Raw genomic sequence first — 22,547 nt, 5'->3', positions numbered from 1 at the left:
AAGAAAATGTATAATTAAAATATATTGCATAAGGAGAGTGCTTTATGTTTGAAATGTTATTAGGGAAGTTTTGTATATCAATAAGCTCTGACAATTGGATAGATGAAACATTGTGCAGAGCTGTTCTTATTATTCATCAAAAATAATCATTAAAAACATAGAATTTATATGTTTTATTTTGATATGTTTTTGAAAATATAGAGGCTGGGCAGATGTTTCCAAAGCCTTTTGTTACAAAAAACTTGAGCAGAAGGAATAGCTTCTGTTTTTTTATTTTTTGTAAAATTTAGAGTTAAGGAGATATCAAATGAAAAATACAAAAATGGATCTAACAACAGGAAATGTATCTGTACAATTGATAAAATTTGCCATACCATTATTTATAGCAAATTTACTGCAGGCATTTTATAATATTGCAGATATGGTAATAGTAGGAAGAATAATAGGAAGCAGAGGTGTCATAGCTATAAGTAATACTTCAATGCTGTGTTTTATAATAAATTCTATATGTATAGGAATAACTTTAGGTGGAACTGTATTAATAGCACAATATAGAGGGAAAAAGAATAATGAAAGCTGCAAAGAAGTTATAAATTCAATATTTTTTCTTATAATAATTATATCAATAGCAGTTACAGTACTAGGAGTACTGACATGCAGACATGTATTTGTTTTACTTAGAGTCCCTGAGGAAGCGTTACAGGAATCCATAGAATATATGAATATAATTTATCTGGGAAGTATTTTTGTTTTTGGTTATAATAGTGTGAGTTCAGTAATGAAGGGAATAGGTGATTCACAAAAACCATTATACTTTGTTTTAATAGCAGCAATCTTGAATATAGGATTGGATTTTTTTCTGGTAGGAAGTATGAATATGGGAACCAAAGGGGCAGCAGTTGCTACAGTTATTTCTCAAGGAGTATCTTTTTTATTAGCAATATTATATTTAAAAAGATATGAAAATATATTTGAATTTTCTTTTAAGCACATAAAAAAAGAAAAGATAAAGGACATTTTAAAAATTGGTATATCAGCAGCTTTGCAAATGATTATAATTAATATAGCATATTTGGTAATGACTGGATTATTTAACGGATATGGAATGGTAATATCAGCTGCATCAGGGATTGGATTGAAAATAAATACTTTTGCAGGAATGCCATGCTGGGCAGTGGGACAGACAGTTACAGCTATGGTAGGGCAGAATATGGGGGCTGGTAAATTAAAAAGAGTTAAAGAAGTAGTGAGAACTGGAATAAAAATAGGATTTTTATTAACAATAGTGACAGTTATATTTGTTCAATTAACAGCAGAGTGGTTAATAATGATATTTGAAAAAGAAAATCAGTCCATAATAACAGAAGGAGTAAAATATCTGAGAATCTGCTGTTCAGTAAATAGTTTGATATATTCAGCAATGTATATTTATGATTCTTTTGCAATAGGTGTAGGGAATTCTTTTTTAGCAATGCTAAATTCTTTTCTTGATTCAATAATTATAAAGTTATTTTTAAGCTTTCTTTTTACTTATTTTCTTTCATATGGGGTAAACAGCTTATATGTGAGTCAGGCAGTTTCACCTATAATTCCAGCAGTAATAGGATGGCTGTATTATAAAAGGGGAAATTGGAAAGATAAAATTGAAATATTATAAAAAATTAATTAAATGTGAGGAGATAGGAATGGTATTAGAAACGGATAGATTATATTTGAGAGAAATAAAAGATAGTGATTTAGAAAATTTATCAACGCTAATGGATATATATTTCATTATTTCTATAAAATAGAAAATAAAGAAGATAAATAAAAAAACTCAAAACAATTAGTTTTGAGTTAATGTACATAGTGGTACCCCGTAGGGGAATCGAACCCCTGTTGCCAGAGTGAAAATCTGATGTCCTTACCACTGAACGAACGGGGCTTTTGAACTAAGATATGGTATCATAAAATAGAATAAGTGTCAATTATTTTTTACTATAATTCTATATTTTTTATATATGATAGTATTTTAAAAGTGGCAAAAGTTCATAATAAGTTTTATCTTCTATTAAAATATTTTGATTATCTTCTACAGAGAATTTATTTATTCTCAGAAAAATAAAGGCAAGAGCCATTTTTAATATTCCCATATCCAAAAGAGATTTCTCTTCTGGAGAAAGTTTTCTCACACTTTCATAAGAATCTAAAAATACATCAACATATTTTTTTTCGATCTCTAGAGGGAAATTATTAATTCTTATCCAGTAATTTATAACTATTCCAAGATCAAAAATAAAAGGTGCATATGTAGAATCATTAAAATCAATAATTCCAGAAACAACTCCATCTTTAACAAAAATATTATCTGGAAAAATATCATTATGAATTATACCACAGGGAAGAGAAGAAAAATCTGTCATAGAAATTTTTTCGTAAAGAGATAAAAGAGTTTTTTTCTCTTCTTCTGTTATTGGAATCTGTTTCATATTTATTTTTGAAAAATAATACTTTTCATCTATTCTTGTTTTTCTGTTTAATATTTTATTTTTAGAAAAAAGATGCATTTTTCCAAGTAAATTCCCTATTTGAGTCAAAAAATTTTCATTTATTTCAGTAAGTTTCTCTCCTTCAATAAAATAAAAAAGGCTCATCATTCTTCCATTATATTTTATTAACACTTCACCATCTATAGTACTACAGGGAACAGAGCATGGAATTATTGTATTTAGTTCCAGAAGAAAATCTAATTCCTCTTTTTCTGCTTCATAACTGCGGTGACCTTCTAGTACTCTTAATACAAATTTTCCTTCAGAAGTAAAAATAAGGTAATTAGTATTTAATATCCCATCTTTTATACCTTCGTAATGCAGAGGGGTAAGATTATATTTAGCTAAGATAGTAGTGATGTCCTCTATATTAAGAACTGTATAAACAGCCATTTCTCCTCCCAATTATAAAAAATATTTCAATAAATTTTAACATTTTTAATAAGATTTTTCCACTTAAATAAATACTTTGAATATGTTTTTAGGGGTTATATATGATATAATTATACTATAGACTTATAATGTGAGGAGAAGAGATGAAATTTGATTTAATACTATTTGATATAGATGGAACACTTCTTGACTTTGATTTAGCTGAAAGGAATGCACTGGCTGAAACATTAAAAGAATATAATTTTATTTGCAATGATGAGATTTTAAATAGATATCATGAGGTAAATATTTTTTATTGGAAGCAGCTGGAAAAGGGTCTTATTGATAAAAAGCAGCTGGCATATAAAAGATATGAGCAGTTATTTTCAGAATATGGAATAGAAACTGATATAGAAATATTTAATTTTAAATATAGAGATAGACTAAAGGAAGGTGCCTATCTTTTAAATAATGCCATGGAGATATGTCATGAGCTTTATGAAAATAAGATAAAATTAGGAGTAGCTTCTAATGGAGGAAATGATATTCAAATAAGAAGAATAAAAAAAATAGGACTGGATAAATATCTTGATTATATGTTTGTATCAGAAGAAATAGGGTATAATAAACCTTACAAAGAATATTTTGAGTATATATTTCAAAAAATAGGAAATATACAAAAAGAGAAGATAATGATAGTTGGGGATTCTCTTACTGCTGATATACAAGGTGGAAAAAATGCTGGAATAAGAACATGCTGGTATAATCCAAATGGTGAAGCAGGTATGGAAAGTATAAGACCTGATTATGAAATAAAAGATCTTTTAGAATTAAGAAGGCTGATAGGTATAATTTAATAAAAAAAGAGATCAGTAGCATTAAACTATGATCTCTTTCTTTAGGATTAGGAATATCCTAAAATTGTATGGTTTATATAAATAAGCCCCAATCACAAAGCTTATTTTTGGTCATAAATTAAACAAAAATATTTATTTAAAATATATTTTGTTTATTAATAAGGGAAACCCCAACCTATGTAAGTCAGGGTTATATGGGTTGTTCACATGAGTGAACTATGGGTATTAGAAACAAACTGTCATTGTTCTACCTCCTTATGATATCACACTATAATTGTATAGTCAATCTTTTAATCAATTCATAGTTTATATGAAAAATATTTTTTATATAAATATGATTAAAAAATAATCCATAAATGAATATAAAGTATTCGAAAAAAAGTTTTCGTTATTAAAATAACTTGTATAAAAACAGTTTATTAGATAATATATAGACAGAGAATATAAAGCAGGAGGAAATAATGAGTGTAATAGTAAAATTCTTGGGGACAGCACAGGATGGAGGAATCCCACAAGTTGGATGTAAATGTGAAATGTGTACTGATATAAGGACAGGAAAAAGAAAAGAGATATTGCAGGCAGCAGTTGGGATAGAAAATACTGAAACAGGAAATAGATATATGATAGAGGCAACCCCTAATTTTTCTAAACAATATCAAAGTTTTATAGCGGATAAAAATGGAAGTTTAGATGGGATATTTTTAACCCATGCACATATGGGACATTATACAGGATTGATGTATCTAGGAAAAGAAGCTCTCAATTCAAAAGAAACGAAAGTATATGTGAGCAAAAAAATGGCAGAATTTTTAAGAAATAATGCTCCATGGAGTCAGTTGGTAAAGCTTAAAAATATGGAATTAGTAGAATTTGAAAGTGGAAAAGAATTAGCTTTAGATAATGATATAAAAATAATGCCTGTAGAAGTTCCTCATAGAAATGAATTTGCTGATACACATGGATTTATAGTAAAGAGTGAGAAAAGTTTTTTCTTTGTTCCTGATATAGACAGCTGGGAAGGATTTGAAGATCAACTAAATGATATTTTTAAACAATGTGATTATCTGGCAGTAGATGCTACTTTTTACACAAAAGAAGAAATAGGAAATATAAGAGGAAGAAATTTTAAAGAGATACCTCATCCTACTGTGGAAGAAACAATGAAATTTATAGAGGAAAATAATTGGGATTTAAAAAATAAAAAGGTTATACTGACTCATTTTAACCATACTAACCTTTTATTTACTAATAAAGAATTGAAAGAAAAAGTAGAAAAATCAGGAATAATAATATCAGAAGATGAAATGGAAATCACTCTTTAAGAGATATAATATTATTTAAAATTGATTTTATTTGAAATATATAGTATGATATAAGAGCAGAATAGATGTAAGGAGTGATAACTGTGCAGAAAAAGACTGTATGTAAAATTGCGTTGGTGTGTGTAGCAGCAACATGGGGTGGAGGATTTCCTATAACTAAAATAGCTTTAGACAGTGGAATGGCACCAAATGCTATTATGAGTCTTAGATTTTTAATAGCTTCTCTTCTCATATTTTTATTCCTTTTTATAAAAAAAGTGAAGATAACAAAAGAAGAAATGAAACTTGGACTAGGGGCTGGATTAGTGTTAGGAGCTGCTTTTTCATTGCAGACAGTAGGACTTATGCATACAACTTCTTCAAAAAATGCTTTTATAACTGGAGCATATGTGGTATGTGTGCCATTTATGCTGTGGATACTTACTAAAAAACGACCTAAATTGATAACTTATATTTCTTCAATAATATGTTTTGCAGGGATAGGATTTTTATCTTTAGATGGAGATTTATCAATGAATTATGGAGATGTATTAACATTGATTTGTGCTTTCTTTTTTGCTCTTCAGATATCTATTATAGGAGCAAAGATAGGAAATATGAATCCAGTTGTCATAAATGCTTTTCAGATGTTCAGTGGAGGGCTGCTTACTCTTTTATTAAATATAACTTATGAAAATTTTTCTATTGTAACTACAAAACTTACAAGTATACAAGTCATAGCAGTAGGGTTTTTGATACTATTTAATACTTTAATAGCATATTTAGTTCAGACAACAGCTCAAAAATATGTAGAATCTTCAACTGCTTCTCTTATATTATCCACAGAGATACTTTTTGGAGCTATAACTTCTGTTATTCTTTTGGGAGATCCAGTGACAATAAAGACTGTTATGGGAGGACTGCTGATATTTGCTTCAGTTGTCATAGCAGAAACAGAGTTGAAATTTTTTAATAAAAAATATATAGAAAGTTAAAAGAGAAAGGAGATCAAAAGATCTCCTTTTATTTTGAGTGTATATTAGAAATATTGAATTATAATTTTAATCAGAATAGGATAAAAAGCAATAACAGATACTAATCTGATAAACTGCATAACAGCAACTTTAGGAGTATCAGCACCTAACTCGCCAGCAATAATAGCTATATCTGATATTCCTCCAGGAGCAGCTGAGAACATAGATGTAGGGATATTAAAATCGCTTATCTTGTATACCATTATACCAAGGATAAGGTTCATAAGGCAGAAACCACTGATAACTATGATTACAGGAACTGCAATTGTTTTTAAACCAAGAAGGTCACCCATTGTCATTTTAGCTCCTATTAAAGCTCCTCCTAATACTTGAATAAACTGTCTTAATTTTATTGGCATAAAAGCTTTATTGCTTTTTATATTATATGCTGCTACTCCAGCCATAGATACACTCATAGCTCCAGCAGGGATTCCAGCAAAATATCCAATAAAACCAGAGATAATTCCAATCACCATTGTTATAACTATCTTTTTCAAATCTATCATAAAAGGAGTTTTTTCCTTTTCATTTTTGATAAATTTCTCTTCAACTGTTCTTATTATATCAATATTATCAGCAGGAGATTTAGACTTGTAATATCTGATAACTCCTTTTATAAGAACAGGAATAAGACACATAACAGAAATCAGACGCATCATCTGCATAACAGCAACTTTAGATGTATCAGCACCAAAATCATAAGCTATCAGAGTCATATCCATTATTCCTCCTGGAGCAGTACAGAAAAGAGCCGTTTTCATATCCATATCAGATGATTTATAAAGGAAGTATCCCATTATAAAATTGATGAGAGCCATAATAACTACCATTATAACAGCAGGTTTAAAAACTTTTTTTAATTCAATAATATCATTGTATTTTATTCGGGCCCCTATAAATGCACCAGTAGATATCTGAGCAATAACTTTATAGCTTTGAGGAAGATAAGCTTTTCCTGTAACAATACTGAAAATAGCAACTGCAAATAGAGAACCTATCATAGCTCCAGCAGGAACCTTATATTTTAAAGCAATTCCAGCTCCAATTAAACCAATGAAAAAAGTGATAAAAAACCACAAAATACTCTCCCCCTTTTATTTAAATAAACTTATGGATATATTATATCTTAAAATTAATATAAATAAAATCAAAATCAAAAATTTTCTAAAAATATGATATAATTGATGTAAACGATAATGAATGAAAGGAAAAGTTTATGGTAAAAATAGCAATTTTAACTCCTAAAAATTCTTATTCATATGTAAGAGATGCTTTAAAGGATGTCGAAGGAGAAAAGGAATATATTTTTTATGATAATCTTAACCAATTAAAGGATATATATAGAGAAAATGCTCATAAATTTGATGGAGTAGTTACCAGTGGGCCTATTGGTTTTGAGATTATAAGGAAAAATACAAAAATAACCACACCTGTGTATTATATAGAAATTGCAAAATATGAATTATATAAATGTCTATTTCAGGTATTATCAGAGAATCCAGGAATAGATTTTTCAAGAGTCTATATAGACTTTGTGTCTGAGGATGAAAAAGAATATTGGCTGGAAGATACTTTTACAAAAGGAAAAGAACCAATATTTCTTCCATTAGACTATAGTGATGTGAAATTATATGAAAATTTCAAAGAGAAGTATCTTAGACTGATAGCTGAGAATAAGATTGATTTAATTTTAACAAGGATAAGCAATATGCTTTCATTTTTAGATACTTTAGATGTGCCTCATATATTTCTGTTTCCATCTAAGAATACTATAAAAGAAACTGTTGAATTTGCTATAAGGGATATTAAAGCTTCAAAAGCTGACAGTAAAGAGATAGTAATGGGAAAAATAACTTCTGATGGAGATATAAATGAATTGAAAAACAGGCTTGGATATGATTTTAAAAACTTCATCACTCAAAAAGTAGATGATTATGTAGAAATATTTATGTTGAAAAAAGAATTTATTAATATTAATCCTAAAGAAATAATCAAAAAAGAGTATAAATCAAAAGTAAATATTGGCTGGGGTGGTGGCTCTAGTATTAGTGAAGCTAGATTTTATGCTGATGAATCATATAAAAAAAATGTGGAATCTAATGGGGAAGTGCTGTGTCTGACTGAAGCTGGTGGGACTACAATCCTCACTGGGACTTCAGAAGAGAGTAAAAAAGATTTAGATATAATAGAGAGATTAAAAGAGATAAATATATCTGGAGAAAAGGCAAGAGAGCTTATAGAATTATATAAAAGAGGAGAAGAAGTAACAATAGATAAATTGGCAAAATATCTTAATACTACTGAGAGAACAACAAGTAGAATACTTCTTAAACTTGAAGAGAATAAGATGGCAGATTATTCTATTGAGAAGATAACAAGAGGACGCCCTAAAAAAGTATATAAATTTATGTTTTAATAATAATTTATCAGGAAAATATCTTTAATTTACAGGAATTTCCAAAGGGGTACCTAGCAATTAACTATTTATGAAGCTAGCTTTGATATGCTGCTGAAATCCTTTTGAAGATAGATCCCATACCATTATTTGAAAATAATTAAAGAGAGAAGCACAACATACCATCATACAAGCGGCATTACCTGTTCCAAGTAGGAAAACAGGAATACCGCTTTTTTATACTTTCATAATTGCACAATAGGAGTAAAAAAAGCCTTGTTTATTCAGTTTCATAAACTGGAATTATTTTAATCAACAATAATTTTGATAGGAGAACACTTTCCACTATTGCACTTACTTTCAGAAACACTACAAGCAGCAACTCCTAATGTAATATCCATTAGTGCTTTTAATACAATCTTGTCACCTGCTTTGGAAATGGGTTCTTCTACTGAGATTTTACCATTGGTATTGATTTTTGTGTGCATGAACAAGTTGACAGGTGTAATAATAGCATGTTGTTTTTCAAGAGCCTTATTGATATTATCAAAGCAGTTTGGGTGTTCTTCGCCGTTATGGTAGAAGAAGTCATACATTTCAGTTCTGCAACATGGATGGAGCAGATCATGTTCTCCAACATCATCAGAAAGCACCTGCATCATGGGATGGTATAGGTTTGTATAGATAATATCTCCAATATTTAATTTCAAAGATTCGTTACAGTCAATCGTCACTCCAGTTGAAAGAAATTCATTTGCATTTCCATTCACTTCAGCAAAAAAATCTACCACTTGACCACCTTCAATATCAATCACTGTAATACTTTGACCTTGCTTAACATCAATTTTTATTCCAGAACAGGCTGGAATTATATACTCTTTACCCATTGCATTTGCCTCCCAAATTCTAATTTATTTATCTATCAATATAAAATTATCTTGTGGGAAATATTATATCATGCCATAAAATAAATGTCTATGACACTATTTATTCACATTTATATCCTAAAAATAAAATAGATAAATAAAAAAGTACAGTGAGCAAAATCTCTGTATTTTTTTGTATTAAAATTTTTTTAGATAATCATTTATGAAAACTTTTTGTGATATTTACCTTTGAAACTGAAATTATAGAGAATTCAGGAGAAGAAAAAAAATAAAAAAAGTTCTCTTTTATACATAAAAGAGAACACTAACTGCTTATTTGTTGCTAAAAAAACCTTTAACCCATGCTTTAAATACTTGATATTTATAATAGATAATACCTTAAATTTAATAAAAAGTCAATGTTTAATCTGTAAATAATATTCTTTAAAATTGATAAATATTAGCAAGTTCACCTTTATGTATAAATACGAACATTTATTGAATGTAATTATAAAAATTTTATACGGATTTAAGAAAATTATACAGGTGTTTTTGAAAAAATTGAATTAAATTTCATGGAGGGAAAAGATGATAGAAAAGATTATGAAAGCAGTAAAAAGTGGGAGTAAAAAAAGGGGAAGAAATATAACAATAGGAGCAGTAGTAGGATTTTTATTGTCATGTACAATAGTAATGGGAGCAGTAGAAGGAACAGGGCTAAACATAACAACAAATGGAGGAATAGAATTTAGTAAAGACAATATTTCATTTACACCAGGAGAGGAAGGGGATCCATATATTGACAACAGTTGGGATGAAAGTACAAAAACTTATACAAATAACTCTACAATATCTGAAGAAATTACTGATTCTGATTATATTAATTCTTATGGCTTGAATGTAGGTATCGCTGGAGAAGGAATAAGTAAGATTGTAAATAAAGGGATAATAAATGGATATGCTAAAGTAAGCAATACATTTTATGATGCTAAGGCCTATGGAATAAATATTTCACTTTCACAAAATGGTAATGTAAAAATGGAAAGTATTACAAATGATGGATTAATAAATGCAGAGACTATTAGTGGGAGTCGTATTTATAGTTATGGAATAAAAGTATCTTTAGAATATGGAGTAACTGGTAGTATAGGAGTAGATAATATAACAAATGATGGATTAATAATTGGTAATAGCAGGGATTCTAGTAATGAACCTTCTGTTTATGGAATAAGTATTGGAAACTCAGTGCAAGTAGGGAAATTAATAAATAATGGATTAATAAATACCTATATGCCTGGAGGAGCTTCAACTGGGACTGGAATAAGTGTTTCTGGAACGTTAAGTGAATTGATAAATAATGGACTGATAAATGAGACCTCTGTGGATAGTTATGCAATAACTATTGGCTATTATGGAGGAACAGTAGCTGTAACAAATATAACAAATAATGGGCTAATAAGCGGATATCTTCGTGGTTATAATGAATGTTCTGGAATAAGAATTGATTCTGCAACTTTAGCAGGAGCTTTAAAAAATATTGGAACAATAAAAGGGGATAATGGAATAAAGAATGGAGGGTATCTTAGTGGCTCTACAGTAAATAATTTAATAAATAATGGAGTAATTTATGGAAAAACTAATGCTGTAAAAAATGGTGGAACAATAACTAATTTTAATAACTATGGAATACTTGCATCAGGTAATAGTTCTGGTAGTGTGGTTGATGGCTTAACAATAGCGGCTCATAATGATTCTGGTGGTGAAAATAAAATAAAAAACTATGGATTAGCCTTTGCAGATACAGGTTCTGGTGACTATAAGAATTATGATAATAGTCCCAGTAATTTTGGAGCAATATATTTAGATGAAGATATTGCTGGAGTTCAGTATGATATCATAAATATTGGAGCAGATGTAGATGGTAGTTCTAAAGAAATAACAAATTGGAAGAGCCTGGGTATAAAAGATGGAAAGCTGTATTCTAATGCTGGTGATACTACTGGTGGTGAAATAAGTAGTTTTTCTTCAAATAAGCAATATATTTTAAATGGAATAGAAGATACTCTTAAAGTTATTGGAGCAAATGAGGGGAATAGATTAAATAATAGTATAATCAATGCCTATAAGACAGCAGTAAAATTTGCTGCTGCTGCTGAGGGAAAACTTACTCTATCAGGAACAACAGTAAATGGTGGAGCAGATGGAAGTGATGTAGTAGTAGGAGGCAGTAATTCAGATACTTTAATACTGGAAGATGCAAGTATAATCAATGGAAATATAAACATGGGAGCTGAGGTGGATAATCTTTCTCTGAATTCTGGAGTAATAGTTAATGGAACTGTGAAAATGGGAGATGGAAATGATGTTCTTGATATTGTTAGTGGAGGAAGAATAAATGGAACTCTTGATGGAGGAACAGATAATGATGTTCTTAATTTTAATCCAGCAGTAATGAGAGCTTCAAATAATGATGAAATAAAAATTTTTCATAATATATCAGGATTTGAAAATATGAATATAGGTACAAATATTACAGTCTATGAAAAAACTATTGGTACAGATGGAAAAACAATGGATGACTTAAAAATATCAGATGCAGAAGTAATAAATATAAAAACAGAAGGAACTTTAACTTTAAGAATAGATTCAACTAAGACAGCTAATTTAGGTGGAATAGATAAGATTATAGGTCATGCACTCTATGAAAATAATGGAACTATATCTTCAGAAGGAGGAAAACTGCTGCTGGCACTAAATGGAGCGGGAAATGAAAGTATAATAAGCTTTGGAACTACTACTTTAGGGGATGGATTAGATAGGAAAACTCTTGATACAACATCAAAACTTCATACTGTAGAAAAGCTAAATAATAAAGAAGTAGCAGTTACAGCTAGATGGGATCTGCCTAATTATTTAGAATACCAACAGTTGAATAAAATATATCAAGGTATTGTATCTGTTGAAGATTTAATAGGAAACTTTAATGTAGATGATGATGAAAAATTATCAACATTCTTAGGATATTTAAATGATATTTATGCAGGAAATCCATATTCTTATAGTTCTGAATTATCAAGAAAATCTACTGGAATGTTCAGAGATATAGTAACAGAAAACATTTTTAAGCCAGAAGCAAATAAATGGATTATATATGGAGGACTTACTCATGTAGATGGAGGAACAAAAGATACTTACTATGGAAAAGGCTACTATGCTTATGATATAGGAAGTTCTGATATGGATGCAGATACTAAGATAACTGGAGCATATATGCTGGGAGAATATGGAGTATCTGATACACTTACTTCTGGAGTAGTGATAGGAGGAAATAAACTTAAATCTGACTTGTCTAATGGCTCTAAAGTTGATGGAAGCGCGCTGTATCTGGGAGCTTATGCTAAGAAGTATGTAGGGAATTTAAAAGTAACAGCAGGAGCAGGATTTCAATATGGAGATTATGATGCAGATAGAATGGCGCTAGGAAGAGGAATTACAGAAACAAGAAGCTATAGTTCAAATTACAATGATATAACTTATGACATCTACTTAAATGGAAGATACTCACATAATATTGGAGATAACCTATTCTTAGAACCGTATGGAACATTGTCATATACCTATATAGATCAAGATGGTGCAGATGAAGGAAATCAAACTCTAGCAATAGAAACAGATTCAAAATCATTTGACTATACAGTGGGAAAAGCAGGGTTAGACTTGAAGAAAGTTATACCTCATGAAAAAGGAAAAAGTACACTTTCAGCAGGAGTAAGCTACACAAGAATACTTGATGGAGCAGATGAGAAGTTTATCACAGGAAGATTTAAAGGTGGAAGGGACTTTGATATATTGGTTGCTCATAAAAATGAGCATAGTATAGGAGTAAATGCCAAATATGCACTGGAACTTGAAAATGGAGTACTATTTGATGTAAAAGGAACTTATGCAGTAGAAAGAGATTCACATAACAGGGCAGGAAAAAACAAGACTAAAGGTGAATGGATAGTAGGAGCAGGATTAGGATATAAGTTCTAAAGATTATAAAGTGAAAGGCTGGCTGATAGATAATCAGCCTTTCAACAAATAATTACGATATTTTAAAGGAGAAGTTATGATAGAAGGGGAGTTTGTAAAATTTTATAAAAAGAGAAATATTTGAAATATTGGAAAGAAAACCAAGAATAATATCAAATCTAGTAACAAAAAAACCTATGAAAATCTATCCAAAGAAAATAGTAAGATTTAGAATATCTAAAAAAATGAAATAGTTAATTAAAAGGCAGAGAGAAATATTATATTTAAAATCTTAGAGATAAGATTGAAATAATAATATTTCTCTCTGATTTTTGTAAATTGTAAAAAACAAAAGGTACTATATACTGTAGCACCTTCTGTTTTTTAGGTATCATTTATTCCAAAGAGTTTAATCTGTCTAATACAAGTTTACATAAAATTTTTATTCCTACTTTTAGTGAATTTTCATCAGCCATAAATTCAGGATTATGAAGAATACATTTTCCTTTGTTAAAATCGGTTTCTGTTCCAAGCCATAAAAACACAGAAGGAACTTTTTTAGTCACAAATGAGAAATCTTCTCCTGCTGGTAGAGGATTAGGCTGAATAATGATATTATCTTTTCCCAATAGAGGATTTAAAGATTTTATAACCTCTTCAGAAAGAGCTAAATCATTAAACATAAAATCATATCCATCTTGATAGTCTAATGTTCCTATACATTCATAAGCATCAGAAATATCCATAACTATTCTACTAAGCCTTTTCTTTATAAGTTCAGCAGTACCAGTATCAAAAGTTCTAACTGTTCCTTCTAATTTCACATGATCAGAAACAACATTATATCTGCTTCCACCAGTTATTTTTCCTATAGTAACTACAGCATTTTCGCCAGGCCCCATATTTCTACTGATAATTGTTTGAATAGAAGATATGACATTTGCAGCTGTGACAATAGCATCTCTTCCTTCACCAGGAAGAGAACCATGACTGCTTTTTCCTTTAATTTCTATAGTTATTCTGTCTGATCTGGAATTTGCTACTCCAGGTCTAAAAGCAACAGTACCTGTAGGATTGCCAAAAACATGAAGAGCATAAGCTTCATCTACTTTTGGATTTTCTAAAAGTCCATCATCCATCATAGCTCTTGAACCACCAACTGGTGCAGATTCTTCATTAGGCTGAAACATAAATTTTACATTTCCTTTTATTTTATCTTTTAGTTCACTTAATACAATGGCAGTTCCAAGAACTATTGAAGTATGCATGTCATGTCCACATGCATGCATTACATCAGGAACTTTTGAAGAAAAAGAAAGAGTATTAGTTTCATTAATAGGAAGAGCATCCATATCTCCTCTTAATAAGATAGTTTTTCCTCCTTCAATTCCTGTAAGGTCAGCAATTACACCATGTCCACCTACGTTTTCCCTTATTTTTACAGGAAGTTTTTTTAATTGTTCAGCAACTTTAGCAGAGGTTCTGACTTCATTTCCACCAAGTTCAGGATGTTCATGAAGATCTCTTCTAAAGGCAATTATTTCATCTATATGTTTGTCTATTACATTTTCTATATCAGAAAATTTCATGCAGTAAGCCTCCAGTCATAAATTATTTATTAATTAAGATTAATTAAAGATAAAGTACTTCTCCTGGTCCTAAAGGGATACCTAAAGATATCCATATAATAGCCATGATTATCCACATAATAAGCATTGCTACTGTATATGGAATCATAGTAGAAATAACAGTACCCATTCCATATTCTTCATCATACTCTTGTGCTAATCCTAAGATAATAGGCATATATGGAAATAATGGAGAAATTATATTAGTAGTAGAATCTCCTATTCTGTAAAGCATTTGAGTAAGAGATGGAGCATATCCAAGCATATAGAACATAGGAACGAATATAGGAGCTAGTAAAGCCCATTTTGCAGATCCACTTCCTATGAATAGGTTAATAAATGCAGTAAGTAAGATAAACATTATGAAAAGAGGAATTCCTTTCAAGTTCATTGAGGTAAGCATTTCTGCTCCATTAACAGCAAGTATATATCCAAGTTTGCTCCAGTTGAAGTAAGCAACGAATTGTCCAATAATGAATACCAGAACGATATATGAAGACATATCTCTCATTGCAATAGTCATATATTTAGGAACATCTCCAGCAGATTTAATTTTTCCCATAGTAATACCATAAGTGATACCAGCTACTAAGAAAAGTATTAAAAGTATAGGGATGATAGCTTTTAAAAGTGGTGAGTCTAGTAAAGAACCAGTTTTTGCATTTCTAAGGAAACTATTTTGAGGAAAAACTGCTACAAATAGAATTATTAAATAAATAGCACTAGCTATTCCAGATTTTCTCAAAGCTTTTTTCTCCAAAGGAGAAACTTCTTCCTGTGTTATTATTTTTTTACCATTGTACTTTCCAAGTCTTGGTTCAATTATTCTTTCTGTAACAATAGTACCTACTATTGCAAGAAGAAAAGTAGAAGCAGCCATAAAGTACCAGTTACATACTACTGAAACTTGGAAATTAGGATTTACTATCTTAACAGCTTCTGTAGTAATACCAGCTAAAAGTGCATCTGTTCCAGCAACTAAAAGGTTAGCACTGAATCCTGCTGTAGTAGCAGCATAACCTACTGCAATACCTGCTAGAGGGTGTTTTCCTAAAGAAAGGAAAATAAAAGCTGATATAACTGGAATAACAACAATAGCAGCATCAGAAGCTAAGTTTCCACATATACCAATTATCATTATCATGAAAGTTATTATTCTAGGATAATCTTTTAATGTAAGGATACTGTTTCTCATGAAAGATGAAACAAGTCCAACATGTTCAGCAAGTCCAATACCAAGTGTCATAACAAGTACAAGACCTAATGGAGAGAACCCAGTAAAGTTTTTAACCATACTTTGGAGCATAAAGTTTATTCCTTCTGCTGATAAAAGACTTTTTGCTACTACTACTTTGTTAGTAACAGGGTCGATTACCTGTATATCAAATATTGTACATACTGCTGAAACAATAATAATTGCAGCAGCTAAGCAGCAGAAAAGAATAAAAGGATGAGGTATTTTATTTCCTACTCGTTCTACCCAATCCAGAAAACCATGTTTTTTTGCATTTGCATCTGCCATAATAAAACCTCCCTTAGTAAACAATGTTCCGATATTTTCAGACGTCTTTTTAGACACGGATATATTATCTTATTATATATTATATTTGAAAAAAAGCAACTTTTTTATATTAAAACAATATATAAAAAAGATATTTTTAAATTTATTTTGTATATATCGGTGAAATGAAACAGAAAATAAGATGAATATCGATTTTACAAGACTAACTTACTTTTTAAAAAAATTATCTGCTATTGCAACTAAAGTGAAAACACCAACAGCTATAGAATCTTCATTAGGATTAAAACAATTGGAATGCAGAGGATGATTTTTTTCATTTTCAAATCCACACCCCAATCTATACATTGCTCCTGGAATTTGTTCTAGGTAACAGGCAAAATCTTCTGATCCCATGGAAGGATAAGGATTGTAGATAACATTTTCTTTTCCTAAAATATTTTCACATGTGTCTTTTATCAAATTAGATATTTTTTCATCATTTATGACAACAGGAGTTCCCTTATTAATTTCAACAAATGCTTTTCCTCTGAAAGTTTTAGCGGTTCCTTCAGCTATTTCTGTTAATCTCTGGTGAAGAAAATTTCTTATTTCAGGAGAAAGTGATCTGATGCTTCCAATTATTTCAACAGTTTTAGGAATAACATTAGCAGCATTTCCACCATTGATAGCTGCTAATGTGATAACACCAGATTCCAATGGAGATACTTCCCTTGAAAGAATATTCTGAACTCCACAAATAATATTACCTGCAATCATTATAGGGTCTACAGCTTTATATGGATGAGCAGCATGTCCCTGACTTCCTTCAATAATAATTTTAAAGGTGTCAGAAGAAGCACTCATTTTACCTGAACGGTGAAAGATAGTTCCAGCTTTTGTATCAGGCCAGCAATGAAGACCAAATATAGCTTCAGGAACAGGATTTTCCAAAGCTCCATTTGCTATCATTGATTTAGCTCCTAATCCCTTTTCTTCTCCAGGTTGGAATAGGAGTTTAACAGTGCCATCAAAATCATTTTTATGTTTATTTAAAATATAAGCACATCCTAATAAACAAGTTGTATGTATATCATGCCCACATGCATGAGCAGCTCCATCATTTTTTGATGTAAAAGGAACAGGAGTATCTTCTTGAAATGGAAGAGCATCCATATCAGCTCTTATTGCCAAACAACGTGTTCCATTACCCTTAATTAAAGCAATTACACCTGTTTCTCCAGCTTTTTTTATATCTGTTATTCCAAAAGATTTTAATTTTTCAATTATAAATTCAGAAGTTTGATATTCAACCATGGATAATTCTGGATTTTGATGTATATGCCTTCTGATTTTTATAAGTTCACTCTCAAAGTTTTTTATTTCATTTTTTATAATATCTAAATTTAACATAATAATCCTCCTAATTAATTATTTAACAAAAAACACTAGCTCCTGGTCCTAATGGAATATTAAATGTAAACCATATAATAATAGCAATTGTTTGAACTACTAAAAGAGTAACCGTAAAAGGAAGTTCAAGTGAAATCATAGTTCCAACACCGATTTTTTTATTGTAATTATCAGGCTTATATTGCTCTAAAAGTCCTAAAATTACAGGAACAGCCCCAGCAATAGGTGAAATAATATTTGTGGAACCATCTCCTATACGATATGCAGCTTGTGTAAGTGCTGGAGAAAAACCAACCATTGAAAACATAGGAATAAATATAGGAGCCAAGATCAGCCATTTAGCTGAAGAGCTTCCCATTAAAAGATTCAATACTGTACAAAGACATATTAATAAAACAAGCAGTGGAATAGCTCCAATATCCAAATCTTTTATTCTGTCTGCACCTTTTACTGCAACTATAGTAGCAAGTTTACTTCTTCCAAAAAGATAAACAAACATAGAAGCAGGGAACATAGTAACAAATATTGAAGTCATACCCAATAATTCCTTTTGCATAAGTTTAGGAATATCTTCAAGCTTTGTAATTACTTTAGCTCCAACTCCATATGCAGTACCAGTAACAAAGAATACTGAAAATATTATTGGAAGCACAGAAGACATAAGTGGAGATTTCGGAAGAAATTGCCCATTGTCGTTTCTGAAAAAAGAATTTTCTGGAAGAGATAAAAATAAGAGAACAGCTATAGCTATTACTACAGCAATACCAGAGTATAAAAGACCTTTTTTTTCATCTTGAGTTAATTCATATTGTGATTTTTCATGTTCTTTCATTTCAATTTGATTATCATCAACTAATTTTGCCAGAACTTTTTCAGTAACAATTGTAAGAACAACAGTAAGGATAATAGTCATAGCAGACATGAAATACCAGTTTATAACTGGAGAAGTAGAACCAGTTATATTCATAGATTTGGCAGCACTTTCAGTTATACCAGCCAGAACAACATCACTTCCTGATATGAAAAGGCTTGCACTTAATCCACCAGAAGCAGCAGCATAACCTGCAATAACTCCTAGCCATGGATTTCTTCCAAGAGCCTTAAAAACAGCAGCTCCAATAGTTGGAGTAAAAAGTATACCTGCATCAGAGGCAATACTTGAATTGATTCCAACAAACATTAGAACAGCAGTTACCACAAAAGGTGGTGCCTGTAAAATCATCTTTCTTATTAGAGAAGAAAGAAGCCCAGTCTGTTCAATAAGACCTACCCCCATCATCATAACTAAAACCAAACCTAATGGTGGGAATGTAATATAAGTTTTTACAAGATTAGAAAGAAAATTTCTCATTTCAGGATAAGATAAAAGATTTTCTACTTTAACAGTAGTCATTGCAGCACCTGTTGCTTGTGCAGACATATATTCTACAGACACATCAAAGTAAGAAAAAATAGATGAAGCAACTAATGTGATAACGCATAGGAAAACAAATAACCAGAAAGGATGAGGCAGTTTATTTCCTAAAGATTCAATAATCTCAATAAAAATATTGATGATCCCAGTTTTTTTCGTTGTTGAATTAGCCATATAAATCCCCCTTTAAATATTTTAAGACATATTTTCAGACAACTTGTCCTTGTTAAAAAGTTATACACTAAAAATAAAAAAAAGTCAATATGTTTTATAATAATCTATAAAATTGAAAATAAAGAGAGCAGAAAAACATTTTTCTGCTCTCTTGTGAAAAAATTTTTTTAAATTATTTATCTATTCCTTCTACAAGCTCTCCATCTACTAAAACATAATTAGGAAGAGCAAAATTAGATAAAGGATAGTCACTCCACACAACTATATCAGCATCTTTTCCAACTTTGATACTTCCAACTCTGTGATCTTGCTTCATAAATGAAGCAGGATATAGAGATATAGCTCTCAAAGCTTCCCATTTATCCATTCCGGCTCTTACAGCAAGTCCAGCACAGACATTCAAATACTGCAATGGAACCACTGGGGCATCAGTAGTAATAGCTATTTTTTTCCCAGCATTGCTGAATAAAGCTACAGATTCAAATCCTTTTCCTTGTAATTCTATTTTTCCTCTATGCCCAAGAGAAGGACCCATAATCATAGGATAATCAACTTTCATAAGAGAATTAAATACATCTTTAGCACAAGTACAGTGATCAAGCGTCATATCTAAATCTAATTCTTTAGCAAGTCTGATGGCTGTCATAATATCATCTGCTCTATGTACATGGGCTTTTACAGGAATTTCTTTTTTTATTACTGGAATAAGGGCTTCCAGTTTCATATCAAATTTAGGATTTTTTCCAGCTTCTTTATCTCTTAAATATTCTTTTGTTTTTAAAATATATTCTCTGAATAAAGCAGCAATTCCCATTCTTGTCATAGGAGTTTTTTTCTTATCATTATATGTTCTCTTTACATTTTCTCCAAAGGCAGACTTCATAGCAACAGAATCACTTAAAAGCATATCATCAACACATTCTCCATACGTTTTTATACAAGCAAAAGTACCTCCAAATACATTTGTAGAACCAGGACCGCTTCCAACAGTAGTTACCCCATGAGCAAGAGCTTCATTAACAGTTACATCAAGAGGATTTATTCCATCCAATCCTCTCATTTGAGGAGTAACAGGGTCATTTTTTTCATTGTGGTCGATTCCTTCAAAACCTTGACTATCCCCTTTTAATCCCAAGTGTGTATGACAGTCTACCAATCCAGAAGTTACATATCTTTTTCCAGCATCAATAACTTTATCAGCAGGAACATCAATAGTTTTTTCTATTGCAGCTATTTTACCATCCTTTACTAAAATATCAGCTTCAATCTCTTTTTTTTCTTCTACATCCAAGATAGTTGCATTTTTAATTAATAAGATTCCATTAGTTTCCATTTTATACCTCCATTTAATTTAAATTTTATTTTATGAATAGGTATTCTCCAGGTCCAATAGGCAGTCCTAAGAAATACCAGATTATCATTAATCCTACCAGTGTAACAAAAATAACTATTGAATAAGGAAGAGTAAGAGAGAAGATTGTACCAAATCCTGCTTCTTCTTCTTTTGAAACTGTAATTCCTCTTTTTCTTCTTTCTTCATCATATTGAGCCATTAATCCTAAAATAACAGGGATGTCAGATCTCAATGGTGAAATTATATTAGTTGCAGAATCTCCTATTCTGAATGCAAGCTGAGCAAAAGCAGGAGAAATATTTAAAAATGCAAGCATTGGAACTATCATAGGAGATAGAAGTACCCATTTAGTAGAACCTGATACCATAAAAGGATTTATAAAGGCAGTAATAGTAGCTACCAATATAAGTAATGGAAGAGGACCTACATTAGCATTTTTTAATATAAATGAACCTTTTATAGCCATAATTTTAAAAATATTACTTCTATTTAGAAGTTCAATAAATAATGATGAACTTAAAATTGTAACTAACAATGGAACTGCTTTTGCAACTCCTTTTTGAAGATATTTAGGAACATCTCTTGAAGATGTTATTTTCTTAACTCCAATTCCAAATCCAATTCCAACTGAAACAAAGAGGAAGAATATTATTGGAACAAGAGAAGAAAGTAATGGGGAGTTAGGCAAAAAAGCTCCTTTATCATTTTTAAAAAAAGCATTTGCTGGAAAAGTAAGGGCAGCCATTATTACTGCAAAAACTAGAAATCCATAAAATGAATATTTTAATCCTTTTTCTTCATCTGCAGTAAGCTTATACTGATCAAGAGCTTCAGTATCTCCAAGACCGAAATTTTCTCCTCCAGTTATTTTTACCATAAATTTTTCTGTAACCCATGTAAGTGTCAAAGTTAGAAAAATTGTAGAAACAGCCATGAAATAATAATTACAAAGGGGTGTAATTGTAATATTTACTCCTACACTTGAAGCAGCCTGTTCTGTAATTCCAGCAAGAAGAGCATCAGTACCAGAAATAAGAATATTTGAAGTATAACCTCCACTACAGGCAGCAAATCCAAGTATAATACCAAGCTTTGGATTTCTTCCTATTGAAGCATAAAGAACTCCTCCAATAGTAAATGCAAGAATTACTCCAGCTCCTGACATAATATTAGAGTTTACACATACAAATACAAGAACAGCTGTGATAAGGCTTTTTGGAGCTTTTAAAAGGTATTTTCTCATAAGTACGTTGAAAAATCCAGTTTCCTCAACTACTCCAATTGCCATCATAACAATTAAAACTATTTTTAAAGATGGAAATCTGACATAAGTATCTGGGAGATTAACAATAAGTTTTCTCATATTATCAAAAGTAAGGAGATTTATAACCTTTACTGTAACCATTTTTGAAGCATCTCCAATTTTTTTACCTTCATCAAGATATGTAGCTTCAAAACCTAATTTAGATAAAACAAAAGAAATTAGAAGAGTAAATAAAATAAAGATTCCAAATAAAATAAAAGGATGGGGCAGTTTATTACCAGCCCTTTCAATAAATTTAATACACTTAGCAGCAATACCAGTTTTTTTAGCAGTAGATTCCATTAAAAATTCCCCCTTTTGTAAAATACATTGATTCATATAAAATTCTTTTGTACAATATTACTACAAAATATATATAAAGTCAATTGTAAAAAT

15 protein-coding genes, 1 tRNA gene and 1 pseudogene are annotated in these 22,547 nt (G+C 30.4%); 7 read left to right on the top strand and 10 right to left on the bottom strand.

The features are described from left to right. The first annotated feature begins 307 nt into the window (after nt 1–307). Nucleotides 308–1,657, top strand: coding sequence for an MATE family efflux transporter (locus E0E45_RS07400; RefSeq protein ID WP_130890582.1), 1,350 nt, complete (start codon nt 308–310; stop codon nt 1,655–1,657). Between the two features lie 192 nt (nt 1,658–1,849). On the opposite strand, the gene E0E45_RS07395 is transcribed toward E0E45_RS07400, so the two are convergent. Next, a tRNA-Glu gene (locus E0E45_RS07395) sits at nt 1,850–1,924 on the bottom strand. A 70-nt stretch (nt 1,925–1,994) separates the two neighbouring features. Next, nucleotides 1,995–2,921, bottom strand: a complete 927-nt coding sequence (locus E0E45_RS07390) for a homoserine kinase (RefSeq protein ID WP_130890581.1) — start codon at nt 2,919–2,921, stop codon at nt 1,995–1,997. Nucleotides 2,922–3,064: 143 nt separating this feature from the next. Here E0E45_RS07390 and E0E45_RS07385 point away from each other — a divergent pair, with 143 nt between their 5' ends. The 3 genes from E0E45_RS07385 to E0E45_RS07375 all read left to right on the top strand — a co-directional run bounded on the left by E0E45_RS07385 (nt 3,065) and on the right by E0E45_RS07375 (nt 6,053). Further along, entirely contained in the window at nt 3,065–3,757 is a 693-nt protein-coding gene (locus tag E0E45_RS07385; RefSeq protein ID WP_130890580.1) for a YjjG family noncanonical pyrimidine nucleotidase, read from the top strand. 461 nt (nt 3,758–4,218) lie between these two features. Beyond that, on the top strand, nt 4,219–5,079 hold the full coding sequence (locus E0E45_RS07380) for an MBL fold metallo-hydrolase (RefSeq protein ID WP_130890579.1): 861 nt from the start codon (nt 4,219–4,221) through the stop codon (nt 5,077–5,079). An 83-nt stretch (nt 5,080–5,162) separates the two neighbouring features. Then, nucleotides 5,163–6,053, top strand: a complete 891-nt coding sequence (locus tag E0E45_RS07375) for a DMT family transporter (protein ID WP_130890578.1) — start codon at nt 5,163–5,165, stop codon at nt 6,051–6,053. Nucleotides 6,054–6,097: 44 nt separating this feature from the next. Here E0E45_RS07375 and E0E45_RS07370 read toward each other — a convergent pair whose 3' ends face one another. Continuing rightward, nucleotides 6,098–7,171, bottom strand: coding sequence for an AbrB family transcriptional regulator (locus E0E45_RS07370; RefSeq protein ID WP_130890577.1), 1,074 nt, complete (start codon nt 7,169–7,171; stop codon nt 6,098–6,100). A gap of 137 nt (nt 7,172–7,308) precedes the next feature. On the opposite strand from E0E45_RS07370, the gene E0E45_RS07365 reads away from it, so the two are divergent. Beyond that, nucleotides 7,309–8,508, top strand: coding sequence for a hypothetical protein (locus E0E45_RS07365; protein ID WP_130890576.1), 1,200 nt, complete (start codon nt 7,309–7,311; stop codon nt 8,506–8,508). 287 nt (nt 8,509–8,795) lie between these two features. On the opposite strand, the gene E0E45_RS07360 is transcribed toward E0E45_RS07365, so the two are convergent. Next, nucleotides 8,796–9,374: a DUF1989 domain-containing protein gene (locus E0E45_RS07360; RefSeq protein ID WP_130890575.1), complete on the bottom strand. Its 579-nt coding sequence runs from the start codon at nt 9,372–9,374 to the stop codon at nt 8,796–8,798. A gap of 567 nt (nt 9,375–9,941) precedes the next feature. Between E0E45_RS07360 and E0E45_RS07355 the strand changes: the two genes are divergently transcribed. Beyond that, nucleotides 9,942–13,388 carry an autotransporter domain-containing protein gene (locus E0E45_RS07355; protein ID WP_130890574.1) on the top strand — a complete coding sequence of 1,149 codons (3,447 nt, stop codon included), beginning with the start codon at nt 9,942–9,944 and terminating at the stop codon, nt 13,386–13,388. A gap of 101 nt (nt 13,389–13,489) precedes the next feature. Beyond that, nucleotides 13,490–13,621: pseudogene (locus E0E45_RS07350) on the top strand (HU family DNA-binding protein); the annotation flags it as partial. A gap of 141 nt (nt 13,622–13,762) precedes the next feature. Here the strand turns inward: E0E45_RS07350 and E0E45_RS07345 are convergent. The 6 genes from E0E45_RS07345 to E0E45_RS07320 form a co-directional block, all read right to left on the bottom strand. After that, nucleotides 13,763–14,956 (bottom strand): M20 metallopeptidase family protein, encoded by a 1,194-nt coding sequence (locus E0E45_RS07345; RefSeq protein WP_130890573.1) that lies wholly within the window; start codon nt 14,954–14,956, stop codon nt 13,763–13,765. Nucleotides 14,957–14,999: 43 nt separating this feature from the next. Beyond that, nucleotides 15,000–16,517 carry an AbgT family transporter gene (locus E0E45_RS07340; RefSeq protein WP_130890572.1) on the bottom strand — a complete coding sequence of 506 codons (1,518 nt, stop codon included), beginning with the start codon at nt 16,515–16,517 and terminating at the stop codon, nt 15,000–15,002. Between the two features lie 207 nt (nt 16,518–16,724). Beyond that, a complete protein-coding gene (locus E0E45_RS07335) occupies nt 16,725–17,906 on the bottom strand; it encodes a M20 metallopeptidase family protein (RefSeq protein ID WP_130890571.1) in 1,182 nt (393 codons plus the stop codon). A gap of 22 nt (nt 17,907–17,928) precedes the next feature. Beyond that, nucleotides 17,929–19,494 (bottom strand): AbgT family transporter, encoded by a 1,566-nt coding sequence (locus tag E0E45_RS07330; RefSeq protein ID WP_130890570.1) that lies wholly within the window; start codon nt 19,492–19,494, stop codon nt 17,929–17,931. 172 nt (nt 19,495–19,666) lie between these two features. After that, nucleotides 19,667–20,827, bottom strand: a complete 1,161-nt coding sequence (locus E0E45_RS07325) for an amidohydrolase (RefSeq protein ID WP_130890569.1) — start codon at nt 20,825–20,827, stop codon at nt 19,667–19,669. 25 nt (nt 20,828–20,852) lie between these two features. Then, nucleotides 20,853–22,454, bottom strand: a complete 1,602-nt coding sequence (locus E0E45_RS07320; RefSeq protein ID WP_130890568.1) for an AbgT family transporter — start codon at nt 22,452–22,454, stop codon at nt 20,853–20,855. Nucleotides 22,455–22,547: the final 93 nt, after the last annotated feature.

It is taken from the genome of Fusobacterium ulcerans ATCC 49185 (assembly GCF_900683735.1).
Lineage (GTDB): Bacteria > Fusobacteriota > Fusobacteriia > Fusobacteriales > Fusobacteriaceae > Fusobacterium_A > Fusobacterium_A ulcerans_A.
The sequence above is the reverse complement of the archived record's forward strand: the minus strand, read 5'-3'. Positions and strand labels throughout refer to the sequence as shown.

What these genes read in the sequence shown, in the direction of transcription:
- E0E45_RS07360 (WP_130890575.1), bottom strand. Translation starts at nt 9,374, where the DNA reads ATGGGTAAAGAGTATATAATTCCAGCCTGTTCTGGAATAAAAATTGAT.
- E0E45_RS07340 (WP_130890572.1), bottom strand. Translation starts at nt 16,517, where the DNA reads ATGGCAGATGCAAATGCAAAAAAACATGGTTTTCTGGATTGGGTAGAA.
- E0E45_RS07380 (WP_130890579.1), top strand. Translation starts at nt 4,219, where the DNA reads ATGAGTGTAATAGTAAAATTCTTGGGGACAGCACAGGATGGAGGAATC.
- E0E45_RS07385 (WP_130890580.1), top strand. Translation starts at nt 3,065, where the DNA reads ATGAAATTTGATTTAATACTATTTGATATAGATGGAACACTTCTTGAC.
- E0E45_RS07355 (WP_130890574.1), top strand. Translation starts at nt 9,942, where the DNA reads ATGATAGAAAAGATTATGAAAGCAGTAAAAAGTGGGAGTAAAAAAAGG.
- E0E45_RS07335 (WP_130890571.1), bottom strand. Translation starts at nt 17,906, where the DNA reads ATGTTAAATTTAGATATTATAAAAAATGAAATAAAAAACTTTGAGAGT.
- E0E45_RS07330 (WP_130890570.1), bottom strand. Translation starts at nt 19,494, where the DNA reads ATGGCTAATTCAACAACGAAAAAAACTGGGATCATCAATATTTTTATT.
- E0E45_RS07400 (WP_130890582.1), top strand. Translation starts at nt 308, where the DNA reads ATGAAAAATACAAAAATGGATCTAACAACAGGAAATGTATCTGTACAA.
- E0E45_RS07365 (WP_130890576.1), top strand. Translation starts at nt 7,309, where the DNA reads ATGGTAAAAATAGCAATTTTAACTCCTAAAAATTCTTATTCATATGTA.
- E0E45_RS07390 (WP_130890581.1), bottom strand. Translation starts at nt 2,921, where the DNA reads ATGGCTGTTTATACAGTTCTTAATATAGAGGACATCACTACTATCTTA.
- E0E45_RS07325 (WP_130890569.1), bottom strand. Translation starts at nt 20,827, where the DNA reads ATGGAAACTAATGGAATCTTATTAATTAAAAATGCAACTATCTTGGAT.
- E0E45_RS07320 (WP_130890568.1), bottom strand. Translation starts at nt 22,454, where the DNA reads ATGGAATCTACTGCTAAAAAAACTGGTATTGCTGCTAAGTGTATTAAA.
- E0E45_RS07345 (WP_130890573.1), bottom strand. Translation starts at nt 14,956, where the DNA reads ATGAAATTTTCTGATATAGAAAATGTAATAGACAAACATATAGATGAA.